The sequence below is a fragment of the Simplicispira sp. GW247-4R2A genome (genome assembly GCF_059424465.1).
The window spans coordinates 14,554-27,351 of sequence record NZ_JBWKZM010000013.1 but is presented as its reverse complement, the minus strand read 5'-3'; the positions used below and the strand labels follow the sequence as shown (position 1 = coordinate 27,351).

Below are 12,798 nucleotides of genomic sequence, written 5' to 3'. Positions count from 1 at the left end.
TGCGCCGCGGCCATGAAAGCTTCCTCCCTCCTTCCCTTCCTCTCTCTCGTGTGCATCAGTCCGCGCGCCTGAACGGTGGCGCCAGCGAGGCTTCGGTCGCTCCAGCGGCTGGCGGCTCCAGCCCTTCCACCGGGGCGGCGCTGTGGCGCTGTCTATGGCCCTGGCGCCAGCGTAGCCACAGGCTGACCTCGGCGGAAGGTCTGGCCCGCCGCCACCAGGATGCGGGTCACGCAGCCGTCTGCGGGCGCTGCAATTTCCAAGCTGGTCTTGACCAGCACTGCGCTGGCCAGCGGCTGGCCCTGGCGGACCGGCTCGCCTTCCTGCACCAGCCAGCGGTCCACAAGGGCCTCAACCGACGCCTCGACGCCTTCCCATGCCGCCTCCGGCAAGGTGATGTTCATCACGCTTCCACCGGTTGCTGCAGCGAGGCCGCCATCACCGCACGCACCGCCGCCACCAAGCTGTCCACCTGAGGGATCACATGGCGCTCCAACGGGCGGCTGTAGGGGATTGGCACATTCGGCACGGCGATCCGTTTCACTGGAGCCCGCAGTGGCACCGTATCGAGGTTTTCCGCCACGATGGCGGCGATTTCCCCGGTGAGACCGAAGCCCAGGTAGTCCTCGTCGGCCACCAGCAGGCGGCCGGTCTTGCGCACTGAGCGCAGCACCGACTCCCGGTCCAGCGGAACCAGCGTGCGCAGGTCGATTACCTCCACGCTAACGCCCTCTGCGGCCAGTTCTTCCGCCGCCAGCAGCGCCTTCTGCACCATCTGGCTGAGAGTGACGATGGTGATGTCGCGGCCCTCGCGTGCAATGCGCGCCTGGCCGAACGCAATGGTGTAGGCGGCTTCGGGCACCTCGTTGCTGCTGCCTTCGAAATACGCCATCCACGGCAGGCCCATGATGCCTTTGTGGTACATGAAGAGGACCGGGTTGTCGTCGCGGATGGCCTGGATCATGAGACCTTTGGCGTCGTAGGCGTTGGACGGCACCACGACCTTCAGACCCGGCATGTGGGCGAAGGTGGCGTAGAGGCACTGCGAGTGCTGCGCCGCGTCGTTGTAGCCGCCGCCGATGGCCGTGGTCAGCACCACCGGCAGCTTGATGTGGCCGCCCGCCATGTAGGTGTTCTTGGCCAGGTGGTTGTAGATCTGGTCCATGCAGACGCCGAAGAAATCCACGAACATCAGTTCGGCAATCGGCCGCAGGCCCGCGGCGGCAGCGCCGGTGGCGGTGCCGATGAAGGCCGTCTCGGAAATTGGCGTATCCATGATGCGGTCGGCGCCAAAGCGCTCCAGCAGGCCGCCGGTAGCGCCAAAGATGCCGCCGTACTTGCCGATGTCCTCGCCCATCACGAAGACTGCGTCATCGCGCTGCATTTCCTGGCCGATGGCCTCGGCAATCGCCTGGGCCATGGTGAGCTTGCGGGTGTTGCTCATGTCGTGCTCCTGTTCGTTCGGTACCGGGTCAGGCGAAAACGTCCTGCAGCGCATCCAGCGGCTCGGGGTAAGGGCTGTTGCGCGCAAACTCGAACGCCTCTGCCACGCGGCGCTGCGTCAGGGCCCTCAGCCGGGCCTCCTCGGCATCGTCCATGTGGCCCTGCTTTTTCAGGAAGTCCGCCATCCGGGGAATGGGGTCGTTCTTGCGCAGGCCCGCCACTTCGTCCTTCGGGCGGTAGACCTCGGCGTCGCCCTGGAAGTGGCCAAAGTAGCGGTCGGTCTTGACCTCGATCAGGCTGGGCCCTTCGCCCCGGCGCGCGCGCGCCACAGCCGGCCTGGCAGCCTCATACACCGCCATCGCATCGTTGCTCGCCACCTTGATGCCCGGCATGCCGTAGCCCGCCGCCCGGTCGGCCACCCACTCAATCGAGGTGGCGCTGCTCTTGGGCACCGAGATTGCCCACTTGTTGTCCTCGCAGACAAAGACCACCGGCAGCTTCCACAAGGCCGCGAGGTTGAGCGACTCGTGCACCGAGCCCTGGTTCGCTGCGCCTTCGCCGAAGAAGGCCACCGCGACCCAGTCCTTTCCCAGCTTCTTCGCCGCCAGCGCGGCGCCGCAGGCTGGCGGAAGGCTGGCCCCGATGATGCCGCTACAGCTGAAGCGGTTGGCCGGATCGAACAGGTGCATGTGCCCGCCTTTTCCCTTGCCCAGACCCGTGGCCTTGCCGAACATCTCCGCCGCCATCGCGTTGAGCGAGACCCCTTTGGCGATGGCAAAGTGGTGCGGCCGGTGCGTGCCCACCACCGTGTCGGTCTGCATCAGATGCGCGCACACGCCCACCGCGACCGGCTCCTGTCCGGCGGCGAGGTGCATCTCGCCCGGCACCGGGCCTGAACCGATGTCAAATGCCAGCCCATGCTGAATGTGCGGCGGCAATTTTCCCTCCAGGTAGACCGTCGCCATGGTCTCTTCGAAGTGGCGGATCTCCAGCATTTTCTCGAACATCCAGAGTTCTGTTTCCTTGCCGGCTTGCATGGCTCTCTCCTTGTAAAGGCGATGGACGGAGCCCCGTTGTGGAAACAGGAGGTACCGCGCGCCTCGAAACAGCTTATTGACGACCGAGGCCGACCCATTGAGTCTGCTCAATCGAAGCCACCAAAGCCATCTGCACCGGATACGGTCTTGTCCCATGAAATGGACAACGATCCGCCATGCCATGGAGGTCGATGCCCCTCGGCGGCCCGCTGCCGGTCGGCGCCGCCGACGATCAGCCAAGGCAGCCAAGCTCGCGCCGGACATGGCCACGCGCTGCGGCATATTGGCTCAGGGTGCGGCATTGCTGCGTTGGGCCCATGACCGCAACCCATCGCGCGCGGTTCCTGCAACGGTTGCGCATGCTCAATGGACGGCGCCCAAATCGGGCAAAAATCGACCCTGATTCAAGCTACGTGCCTTCGGCGAGGAGATAGCCCATGACCGCCAACCAACTGTTCTTTCGCGATGAGGTCCACGGCAGGATCCGCTGCGGTCTCGATGCCTTGGCCGAGGCCACGCAGGTGGCGCTTGGCCCGCGTGGACGCACCGTGATCCTGGACCGCGACCATGGTTGGCCGCAGATCGCCGACTCCGGTGTCCTGGCGGCCAAGTCGGTGAAACTGGAGCATTGGTTCGAGAACAGGGGCGCGCACCAACGGCCTGACCGCCAGCGCCCTGTCACCCATGCACCCGCCGGACATGGGGTGGCTTGCGGCGGGCAGGCGGGAGATATGGCATGACGGTCGCCATTGAGCCCGTGGTTCTGCAGGAGAGTTCGCTCCAGGGCGATCTGGCCGTTCCGACCCAGGCCCGTGCGTTGGTGCTGTTCGCGCATGGCAGCGGCAGCAGCCGCCTGAGCGAGCGCAACCGCTGGGTGGCCCGCATGCTGCAGCGGGAAGGTATGGCCACTTTGCTGTTCGACCTGCTGACCCCAGACGAAGCGCAGGATCGGCGAAAGGTCTTTGACGTCCCGCTGCTCGGCCAACGGATGGAGCAGGCCATGCAGTGGGCCAGCCAACGCCAGGACCTCGGGAGCCTGCCGTTGTGTCTCTTTGGCGCCAGCACGGGTGCAGCGGCCGCTTTGGTGGCAGCAGCGAAGTGGCCTCAGGCTATCGCTGCGGTGGTTTGCCGCGGCGGACGCCCCGATCTGGCCCAAGGTTACCTGTCGCGGGTGCAAGCACCAACACTGCTGATCGTGGGGGGAGATGACGCGGAGGTGCTGGAACTTAACCGGTCGGCGCTGCGTCAGCTGCGGTGCGCCAAACGCCTGGAAGTGGTTCCTGGGGCCGGCCATCTGTTCGAAGAATCCGGAGCACTGGAGAGTGTGGCGGCCCTCGCCGCTGAGTGGTTCTTGGGACACCTGCCCACGCCTGAATGATGCGCGCGACGGCGCGGGCAAGACTTGTCATATTCCATGATCTGCTATGAACACCGTCTCAGGTTCTCGAACTTGTCTCTATGACACGGCCAGCCTTGATGCCGTGATGGACCGCATGGCGCAGCAGGCGGTAAGCCTGCTGCAGGGCCACGACCGGGTGGCGCTGGTGGGGGTGTTGCGCAGGGGCGCGCCGCTGGCCGACCGCCTGACCCAGCGCCTGGTGCTGCACCATGGCCTGGCTCCTCCACTGCGGCTGGATCTGTCGGTCAAGCGTTATGCCGACGACCTCACGCTGCTGTTTCCCGATACGCAGTTGGGCGAAGACCCGCGCCATGCGGCGCTCGACCTGAGCCACCACATCTTGCTCGTGGTGGATGACGTGCTGTACACCGGCCATTCCGTACTGAAAGTGGTGGACTGGCTGACCCGCAAGCGTCCAGTGGCGATCCGTATTGCCGTACTGGCCGACCGCTGCGTGACCACGCTGCCACTGCACGCTGACGTGGTGGGACTGCGCTTGGAGGTTGCGCCGACCGACATTGTCGAATGCCATGTGCCACCTTATGAGCCAGATTTCAGCGTTCAGCTGCTGCAACCATCGCCTGTGCTTCGCATGGCATAAATGGGGTCGCCATGTTCAAGAACCGTGAAGATGCCGCCTGCCAGCTGGCCACTCGCTTGGACACCTATCGGCGCCAGTCGCCGTTGGTGCTTGCCATTCCCCGTGGTGCCGTGCCCATGGGCAGGAGGTTGGCGGACCTTCTGGAGGGGGACTTTGACGTGGTGCTGGTGCGCAAGCTGCAGGCACCCTACCAACCCGAACTCGCCATCGGTGCCATTGACGAAAACGGCTGGTGCACCATTGCGCCCTACGCGGCAGCGATGGGCGCCGACTCCCGGTACATCGACGCGGAAAAGCGTCGGCAGCTCCAGATACTTCAAGCGCGACGTGCGATGTATTCACCGCTGCGCACCCCCATCGATCCGGCCGGCCGGATCGTGATCGTGGTGGACGACGGTTTGGCTACCGGCGCGACCATGACGGCTGCCCTGCACAGCGTGCGCCAACACCGTCCAGCCCGCCTGGTCTGCGCTGTGCCCGTTGCCTCGCGCGAAGCGCTGGAGCGGATCCGGCCGCTTGCAGACGAGATGGTCTGCCTGCAGGTTCCTGATGATTTTCAGGCTGTCGGCCAGTTCTACCGCGATTTTCACCAGATCGAGGATGAGGAGGTGATCAGGCTGCTCAAGTCCTGACCGGTGCCGTCGTTCAGGTGGGCGCGGCCATGCGCAACACGGCCGCACCCTGGAATGCGCCATGGCGCAACTTGTCCAGCGCCTCGTTGGCCTGCTCCAATGCAAACACATGCACAGCCGTCTGCAGCGGCGCATGCCGCACCAGTTCGAAGAATTCGTCGCCGTCGCAGCGCGTCAGGTTGGCTACCGACCGCAGCGATCGTTCTCCCCAGAGCCAGGCGTAGGGAAACGACGGAATGTCGCTCATGTGGATACCGGCACACACCACGCAGCCACCGGGGTCTACATGCCGCAGCGCAGCCGGAACCAGCTCGCCCACAGGCGCAAAAATCAGCACAGCGTCCAGCGGCTGCGGGGGGGATTCGTCTGAGCCCCCGGCCCAGGCTGCTCCCAGGCTGCGCGCGAACGCCTGGCTGCCGGTGTCGCCCGGGCGCGTCAGCGCGTAGACCTCGCGCCCCTGACGCCGCGCCACCTGGGTGACCAGGTGGGCCGCCGCGCCAAAGCCATATACCCCAAGCCGCCGTGCGTCGCCCGCCATGCGCAGTGCGCGGTAACCGATCAGCCCCGCGCACAGCAGTGGGGCCAGGCATTCGGGCGCGGGCCCATCGGGCAGTGCGAAGCAGTAGCGCGCATCGGCCACGGTGTACTCCGCATAGCCGCCTGGAATCTGGTAACCGGTAAAGCGTGCCCGTTCGCACAGATTTTCTCGCCCGGAGCGGCAGAAGCGGCAAGCGCCGCAGGTCCAGCCCAGCCAGGGAACGCCCACGCGCTGCCCGGTCTGCCAGGTCTGCACGCCTTCTCCCAGCGCAGCGATGCGGCCCACGATCTCGTGGCCGGGGATCATGGGCAGCACGGCGTCCGGTAGCTCGCCATCTACCAGATGCAGGTCGGTTCGGCACACGCCGCAGGCCTCCACCGCGATCAAGACCTGTCCGGCGCTGGGTTGTGGCACCGCACGGCGCATCAGGCGCAGGTGCGTACCGGGTTGCTCCAGCACCATGGCCCGCATTGTGTTGTCCATTTCACGGCCCTTTCATCGCTAGCGAACGGTGCGGACGCGTGCTGCCCTTGCAGTCCTTGCAGTCGGACCGGTTTTACGCTTCACCCGCGTCCTCCGAGGGGGAGCCTAGGATTTCCCTGCCCAGCCGGTGCTCCAACCCGAAGCGCACCAGCGCGGCCGTGGAGTCAAGCCGCAGTTTTTCCTGGACATGCCTTTTGTGGGTGCTCACCGTCTTGATCGACAGATTCAAAGCGTTGGCGATTTCAACCGGGCGTTGCCCGTTGACGATCCGCTGCAAGATGTCCAGCTCCCGGTTCGATAAGACTTGGATATCAGGTGCGTGGCGCTGCCCGTTGAGCTGCAACACCATGCGCTCGGCCAGTTGCGCAGACAGGAACACCCCGCCCGACGCCACTTTGCGCACCGCGGCCACCAGATCGGTGGCTGCGGTGTCCTTGGTTACATAGCCGTTCGCGCCCGCTTGCAGCGCGCGAATCGCGTACTGCTCTTCGCTGTGCATCGTCAGCACCAGAACCGCCACGGACGGGTACTCGCCTTTGATGCGTCGTATGAGGTCCAGCCCGCTCATACCCGGCAAGGACAGATCGACAATCGCCAGATCAAAGGGCTGGTGGCGCAGGAGCTCCAGCGCCTGATAGCCGGTGCCGGCTTCGGTGATGCTCCATTTGTCCGCCAACGGGCAGATGAGGCGTTTGAGGCCCTCGCGCACCACGGTGTGGTCATCGACCAGCAGCAGCCTGAGCATGGGCTTGAGCCCCGATTCGCTCAAGCGAGGGCTCCCGAAACGCAACTGCCTTCATCGGGATATCCCGTGCTCTCCTGCTCCGCAGAAAGGGGCAGCTTCACGACCAGCCTCGCGCCGCCATCTGGCTGGTTGCCGATGTCCAGCTGGCCGCCCATCATGAGCACCCGCTCCTGAATGCCGATCAGGCCGAACGACCCCTTGGGCGTCTGCAGCGGCTGGCCGGGAAACCCCCGGCCGTTGTCCTCGATATGGAGCTCGACCATCGAGCCTGTATGGGTGATGGCGATCGCCACGTGGTCTGCACCCGAGTGCCGCACGATATTGGTCAGGGCTTCCTGCACGATGCGGTAGAGCGCGGTCAAGACCTTCTGATGCATCGGGTCCGGGGCCGGATCGAGGTTGAGCGCAATCTTCAATCCCGCACGCCGCTCGAACTCCTGCGCCAGCCACTCGATGGCCGCCTGCAGGCCAAGATCGTCCAGCATCAGCGGGCGCAAGTCCATGGAGATCCGCCGGGTTGCGGACACGGTGTCGTCCACCATTTCGATCATGGACTGCATGCGCTGCGGCGGGATGCACGCTGCGTTGGATTGATCGAGCGCGGAGAGTTCCAGCTTCAAGGCCGTCAGCCGCTGGCCCAGTTCGTCGTGCAGCTCGCGTGCAATGTTGCGGCGCTCTTCTTCGCGTGCATCGACCAGGCTCGCGGCCAGATCCCGCAGCGTGCTTCGCGACGTCAGCAGGTCACGCCGCTCCTGTGATTGCTTCGTGACGTCGGAGAGGACCATCTGCACCAAGGTTCGCGAGTGATCCGGCAGCGCGGCGAGCACCATCTCCACATCCCGGGAAGATCCATCGAGCCGGGTAATCCGGCTGTGCATGGAATGCACAGCTTCCTGTGTGCTCAGTGCCTGCGCCACCTTGTGCCGAACGACGTCGTGTATGGCCGGATCAAGAAATTCGTAGATGGAGCGCCCGGCCAGGCTCTCGCGCCGCGCCACCCCAAAAAGCTTTGCACAGGCCATGTTGGAATAGACCACCCATTCGCCTTCCGTGACCCAGACGGCCACGGGCAGCAGTTCGAACAGCGAGCGCAGCCGCCGGTTGAGCTGCGCAATCGTGGCGACCAACTCCTGCTCATGGCTGGCATCCCGCAGCAGTGCGGTGTAGTAGCGCTGTCCGCCCAGGTCGCCGCAAACATCCAACTGGCTGATTGCGGCTTCCAGCGGAAATTTCTCTCCATTGGCGCGCAGACCCATCAACTGTCCCCGACCGAGCATGGGGCGTTCCGGCACCTCGGAGGCCATGAATTGCCGCACATGTGCGGCATGGGCCTCCTGCGCTCCGGCGGGAATGAGCTCGGACAAGTCACGGCCCAGCAGTTGCTGGGCCGTGCGGCCAAACATGCGCTGAGCTGAGGGGTTGACCATTACGATGCGCATCGCCTCATCAATGGCGACGATGCCATCCAGGGCTCCCTGGACGGCGCCTGATGGAATGGCCGAGTCGATGTCCATGGGATCGGCAAGAGAACCCGCTTTGTGCACCATGACCTCCTGTCAAGCATTCATCGTAGGCCGGTCTGGGCCTTTCAGCCCATCAGATTTTTCTGATATTTCATCGGACAAGTGCCCGGTCCAAAACCGGATTTTCTGAGTGCATTCGAATCCTCAGTCCGATTGTGTGATGGTGGCATGGGCCACAAACTGAAAATTCTAGATATTTCACGTTCTCATCAGGAGGAAATCCCCGATGAACAGCAGCATTTCAGGGCCGATCGCCCAAATTCACCTGCCGCGCAGCGGCGCATCGGCCGCTCTGCCCGTTGCGACCATGGCGGACCTGTTGCAGATGTGCGGTGTGCCGTTTGCCCAACAAGGCGCAGCCGAAAACGTTCAGGTGAACCTGCGCACGCTCCATGCGGGTGCGAGTCTGGTACACCAAGGCGCACTGGCCGACGCTCTCTTTTTCGTGCGTTCGGGGACTTTCAAGGTGTTCCGGACCGATGAGGATGGGTACGAACAGGTTCTCGCGTTCGCCATCCGAGGCGAGTTATTGGGGTTTGACGCGCTCTGCATGGAATCCCACCCCATTGCCATCCTCGCGCTGGACGAGTCGACCGTTTTTGTTGTCCCCCGGCGAGAGATCGAGGGGCTCTGCAAAACCGTCCCGCCGTTCGCCTTCGCGCTACAGCAGGCCGGCAGCCTGACGCTCACGCGCAGCCGTGAGCTTGTGGACATCCTGGCGGCGGTGGCGTCCGATGTGCGCCTGGCCCGCTTCCTGATCCAGCTCTCCAAGCGACTGGCGGACTGCGGCCAGTCGCCACTGCGGTTTCACTTGCGCATGGGCCGCCGCGAGATTGCCAGCCTCCTGGGCGTGGCGCACGAAACGGTGAGCCGTTGTTTTGGTGCGCTCTCGGCGATGGGGCTGTTGTACGTGGACGATCGTGAAGTCGAAATTCTCGATATGGGCGGGCTCAAGGCCTTCTCGCGCAGTACGCGCCGGCCGGTGGACGATGCGGCCCTGCTGCGCAACCGGAGTCTGATTGCCAGACGGACCAGAGGGAGCCTGCGTCCATTGGCGGCCTGATCTCTCAAGCCTGAAGAACGGTATCGGGCCCGCCACCCTTCGGGGATGGCGGGTATTCTTGTTCCAAACTCCCGCAGCAGCATCCAAATCCTCCGCAGATTTGGGAACAATGGCGTCTGTCCAGCCGGAATACGTCTACACCACACCAAGCGGGAGGTACGCATGAAAGCTGTGCCCATCGGTTCCTTCACTGCGTGCCATGGGGGCAGGCAGTCCCGCGCGGGTACGGCGCGGCGGGCTGCCCTGCGTGTCGGGTGGTCATGCATCCTGGCGCTGAGTTGTTGCCAAGCGGCCGCTGACAGCGGGCCTGATGGCCAGGCGGCCGGGGCCACCGGTGCTGGCCAAGCCATCCCGCTGGCCAATGAGTTTTCCATTTCGGTGCAGCCCCAGCTCTATCCCACGCGTGCGGACGAGGCAAGGTACGCGGACGCGCTTGAACAGGCTTTTGATGCTGGCCATCGCTGGCTGGACGTTCCGCAGTTCACCTTGCTCGTTGACCGAAACCCCCATGTGCAGGCCATGCTGATCTTCTGGGGTGGCGCGGGATACCCGTGGCGTCTGCTGGGGGCATCGCCCGTATCCACAGGTCTGCCCGGCCGGTTTGAACACTTCGCCACCCCGCTGGGCCTGTTCGAGCACGACCCCGTCCACCTCGACTTTCGTGCCGAAGGCACCCGCAATGCGCAAGGCATACGTGGATATGGCGCCAAGGGGTCCCGGGTTTTTGATTTTGGCTGGGTGCGCGCGCCCAAAGGGTGGGGGAATCGAGCGATCAGTACCCTGCGCCTGCAAATGCACGCCACCGATCCGGATTTTCTGGAGCCCCGCCTGGGTACCGCCCAATCCAAGGGGTGCATACGGATATCCGCCTCGCTGAACAGGTTCATCGACCTCTACGGGCTCATTGATCAGGCGTATGAACAGGCTGCCGCGCTCCAGCACCGCTTGTTCTGGGTTCTGCGCGAGGACAGGGTCACGGGCCCATGGTCGGGGCGCTACCTGGTTGTCATCGATTCCCAAGCAACCGAACGACCTGCCTGGTCACCGGCCCCCGCTGTAACGCTGCCCAGGACCCCACACTGAAGAGGTGCGAGCGTTGGCCCAATACCAGCTTGCAATTCATCCATCTGGCATTCTTGGCACTACTACCCAAAGGACTTTGAACACGTTCCGAGGGGGTTGCAAGTTGGAGCGTCAGTGGGGGTACAGATGCTAGACCGGTGGTGGGTCTGCTGAAAGGGTGGGGTGTTCATTCCACAATTCGATGGTGTGCCGATCCCGGTGATGGGGGGTCGATGCCCAGCCCGCTTACCGAGGCCGTGTGCAGCGCAAAGTGCTGGCCTTCGACCAGGGCCAGCCCGATCCAGCGCACGGCAAGCGCGGCGCCGAACTGGCCATGCGAGAAAAGTACCACCGTGCCTTGCACCGTGCCGAGGCGCGAGATGAGTCTGTCGGCCCGCGCGCTGACATCCAAGGGCGATTCGCCACCGGGGCAGCCATCTCGCCAGATGTTCCATTCCGGGTTCTCCTGGCGGATGTCTGCAGAGGTCCGGCCTTCGTAGCGGCCGTAGTCCCATTCAGACAAGTCGGGCTCAATCTCGCTGGCTGCCCCGAAGCCGGCGAGCGCACAGGTCTGGCGCGCGCGCAGGCGCGGGCTGGACAAGACGCGTGTGAAAGCCAGGGCCCGCAGGCGTGGCGCCAGGGCGCGCGATTCATCTTCGCCATGGGCGGTCAGCCCCAGGTCGGTCAACCCGGTGTGCTGGCCGCTGAGCGTCCAGGCGGTTTCACCGTGGCGGACCAGACAGATGTTCATGCCGGAAATGCTTCGGTCTCCATGGCAGGGCGCCAGGCGCCCCGCACGGCCGCGCCATTGCAGCGTGCGCGGTGCAACAACGCGCTTTGTGCAGCGACGCGGTTTGAATCGCTGCCGGCCCACAGGCCGAGCGCCGGCTGCTGCAGCGCCCGCCCGAACGAGAAGGTCAGTGGCCAGGGCAAGTTGGTTTGCTGGTGCATGGCATTCAAGCGCGCCGTTGCCAGCGCGGCCGGTTGGCCACCGGACAGGAACGCGATGCCGGCAACGGCGGCCGGCACGGCGCGCCGCAGGCAATTCAGCGTGGCTTCGGCGACTTCGTCCACGGAAGCGGGCAGCTCGCAGGCCAACCCGGGCAGCACCATGTTCGGCTTGAGCACCATTCCCTCCAGCGCCACCTCCTGGCGGTGGAGCTGCTCGAAAACCTGGTGCAGCACCTCGGTTGTCACGTCGCTGCACCGCGCCAGCGAGTGCCCGCCGTCCATCAGCACCTCGGGCTCGACGATGGGCACGAGTTGCGCTTCCTGGCAGAGGGCGGCATAGCGCGCCAGAGCGTGTGCGTTGACCAGCATGCAGGCCCGACTGGGCAAACCGTCTCCAATGGTCAGCACCGCGCGCCACTTGGCGAACCGCGCGCCCAGCGATGCATAGCGCGCGAGGCGCTCGCGTAGTCCGTCCAGACCTTCGGTCACATGCTCTGCGGCATGGCCTGCCAAGGCCTTCGCACCGGCGTCCACCTTGATGCCGACCACGATGCCGGCGGCGCGCAAAACATCGACGAACGGCACACCGTCGCCGGTCTTCTGCTGCAAGGTCGCATCGAACAGGATGGCACCACTGATGGCTTCGGACAGGCCGGGCGCGGTGACCAGCAGCTCGCGATAGCGGCGACGGGATTCCTCCGTCTGCGCGATGCCCACTTCGGACAGGCGCCGGTTGCAGGTGCTTACGCTCTCGTCCATCGCGAGCAGGCCCTTGCCCGGTGCCATCAGGGCCTGCGCCGTCGCGATCAATGGAGCCTGTGGAAACGTCATGATTTGCCTCCCTTCCAGCGCCAGTTGCGCACTTCCGGCAGATCCTGGCCATGTTCGCGGATGTACCGGTGGTGTTCCACGAGCTTGGCCGCCAGTCGGGCCTTCAAGGCGGCGCCCGCAGCGCCAGTGTGCGGCAAGCGATCGACGGTGTCCATGACGAGGTGGAAGCGGTCCAGGTCGTTCAACACCGCCATGTCGAAGGGGGTGGTGATCGTGCCTTCTTCCTTGTCGCCACGCATGTGGAGGTTGTGGTGGTTGATGCGCCGGTAAGCCAGGCGATGGATCAGCCAGGGGTAGCCGTGAAACGCGAAAACGACCGGCTTGCCCTGCGTGAACAGCGCGTGAGTGTCGCCCCATGCCCAGCCCGCCCGGCGCTGGCAGCGGAGCACCGCCAAATGGGTTGGTGCGATGATCAATCTCTCGCTGGCCCCGGTGGCCGACTGGGGCCTGCAAGGTCCTCCCGTTCAGGTGGCGGCGACAAACCAGGAAACCG

The 12,798-nt window shown here is 64.9% G+C and carries 15 protein-coding genes; 6 read left to right on the top strand and 9 right to left on the bottom strand.

Going from position 1 to position 12,798, the window contains the following annotated elements:
- Positions 1-152 precede the first annotated feature (152 nt).
- From AC07ZH_RS10415 to AC07ZH_RS10405, 3 genes are read right to left on the bottom strand one after another with little or no spacing between them, the layout of a single operon-like run.
- Complete coding sequence (locus AC07ZH_RS10415; protein WP_495199666.1) at positions 153-401, bottom strand: lipoyl domain-containing protein; 249 nt, start codon at positions 399-401, stop codon at positions 153-155.
- Complete coding sequence (locus AC07ZH_RS10410) at positions 401-1,441, bottom strand: alpha-ketoacid dehydrogenase subunit beta (RefSeq protein ID WP_495199665.1); 1,041 nt, start codon at positions 1,439-1,441, stop codon at positions 401-403. The genes AC07ZH_RS10415 and AC07ZH_RS10410 overlap by 1 nt, the downstream gene beginning before the upstream one ends.
- A gap of 28 nt (positions 1,442-1,469) precedes the next feature.
- Positions 1,470-2,477, bottom strand: a complete 1,008-nt coding sequence (locus AC07ZH_RS10405; RefSeq protein WP_495199664.1) for a thiamine pyrophosphate-dependent dehydrogenase E1 component subunit alpha — start codon at positions 2,475-2,477, stop codon at positions 1,470-1,472.
- A gap of 437 nt (positions 2,478-2,914) precedes the next feature.
- On the opposite strand from AC07ZH_RS10405, the gene AC07ZH_RS10400 reads away from it, so the two are divergent.
- Genes AC07ZH_RS10400 through AC07ZH_RS10385 form a run of 4 tightly spaced genes read left to right on the top strand, consistent with a single transcriptional unit; the run spans position 2,915 to position 5,109 of the window.
- A complete protein-coding gene (locus tag AC07ZH_RS10400; protein WP_495199663.1) occupies positions 2,915-3,217 on the top strand; it encodes a hypothetical protein in 303 nt (100 codons plus the stop codon).
- Positions 3,214-3,855, top strand: a complete 642-nt coding sequence (locus tag AC07ZH_RS10395; RefSeq protein ID WP_495199662.1) for a dienelactone hydrolase family protein — start codon at positions 3,214-3,216, stop codon at positions 3,853-3,855. Before AC07ZH_RS10400 ends, AC07ZH_RS10395 begins: the two co-directional genes overlap by 4 nt.
- 46 nt (positions 3,856-3,901) lie before the next feature.
- Positions 3,902-4,477: a bifunctional pyr operon transcriptional regulator/uracil phosphoribosyltransferase PyrR gene (locus tag AC07ZH_RS10390; protein ID WP_495199661.1), complete on the top strand. Its 576-nt coding sequence runs from the start codon at positions 3,902-3,904 to the stop codon at positions 4,475-4,477.
- A gap of 11 nt (positions 4,478-4,488) precedes the next feature.
- A complete protein-coding gene (locus tag AC07ZH_RS10385; protein ID WP_495199660.1) occupies positions 4,489-5,109 on the top strand; it encodes a phosphoribosyltransferase in 621 nt (206 codons plus the stop codon).
- Between the two features lie 13 nt (positions 5,110-5,122).
- On the opposite strand, the gene AC07ZH_RS10380 is transcribed toward AC07ZH_RS10385, so the two are convergent.
- The 3 genes from AC07ZH_RS10380 to AC07ZH_RS10370 all read right to left on the bottom strand — a co-directional run bounded on the left by AC07ZH_RS10380 (position 5,123) and on the right by AC07ZH_RS10370 (position 8,422).
- Positions 5,123-6,118 (bottom strand): zinc-dependent alcohol dehydrogenase family protein, encoded by a 996-nt coding sequence (locus tag AC07ZH_RS10380; RefSeq protein ID WP_495199731.1) that lies wholly within the window; start codon positions 6,116-6,118, stop codon positions 5,123-5,125.
- 85 nt (positions 6,119-6,203) lie between these two features.
- On the bottom strand, positions 6,204-6,899 hold the full coding sequence (locus AC07ZH_RS10375) for a response regulator (protein ID WP_495199659.1): 696 nt from the start codon (positions 6,897-6,899) through the stop codon (positions 6,204-6,206).
- Positions 6,896-8,422, bottom strand: coding sequence for a PAS domain-containing sensor histidine kinase (locus AC07ZH_RS10370; protein ID WP_495199658.1), 1,527 nt, complete (start codon positions 8,420-8,422; stop codon positions 6,896-6,898). The genes AC07ZH_RS10375 and AC07ZH_RS10370 overlap by 4 nt, the downstream gene beginning before the upstream one ends.
- A gap of 202 nt (positions 8,423-8,624) precedes the next feature.
- Between AC07ZH_RS10370 and AC07ZH_RS10365 the strand changes: the two genes are divergently transcribed.
- Positions 8,625-9,461, top strand: coding sequence for a Crp/Fnr family transcriptional regulator (locus AC07ZH_RS10365; RefSeq protein WP_495199657.1), 837 nt, complete (start codon positions 8,625-8,627; stop codon positions 9,459-9,461).
- A gap of 378 nt (positions 9,462-9,839) precedes the next feature.
- The gene (locus AC07ZH_RS10360) at positions 9,840-10,544 is read left to right on the top strand and encodes a murein L,D-transpeptidase (RefSeq protein WP_119109538.1); all 705 of its coding nucleotides are present in this window, start codon (positions 9,840-9,842) and stop codon (positions 10,542-10,544) included.
- Positions 10,545-10,710: 166 nt separating this feature from the next.
- Here the strand turns inward: AC07ZH_RS10360 and AC07ZH_RS10355 are convergent, their stop codons facing one another.
- The 3 genes from AC07ZH_RS10355 to AC07ZH_RS10345 are packed head-to-tail and all read right to left on the bottom strand — an operon-like array spanning position 10,711 to position 12,721.
- Positions 10,711-11,274: a histidine phosphatase family protein gene (locus AC07ZH_RS10355; RefSeq protein ID WP_495199656.1), complete on the bottom strand. Its 564-nt coding sequence runs from the start codon at positions 11,272-11,274 to the stop codon at positions 10,711-10,713.
- Entirely contained in the window at positions 11,271-12,305 is a 1,035-nt protein-coding gene (locus tag AC07ZH_RS10350; RefSeq protein ID WP_495199655.1) for a class I fructose-bisphosphate aldolase, read from the bottom strand. Before AC07ZH_RS10350 ends, AC07ZH_RS10355 begins: the two co-directional genes overlap by 4 nt.
- Complete coding sequence (locus AC07ZH_RS10345) at positions 12,302-12,721, bottom strand: phosphoketolase family protein (protein WP_495199654.1); 420 nt, start codon at positions 12,719-12,721, stop codon at positions 12,302-12,304. The genes AC07ZH_RS10350 and AC07ZH_RS10345 overlap by 4 nt, the downstream gene beginning before the upstream one ends.
- Between the last annotated feature and the right edge of the window lie 77 nt (positions 12,722-12,798).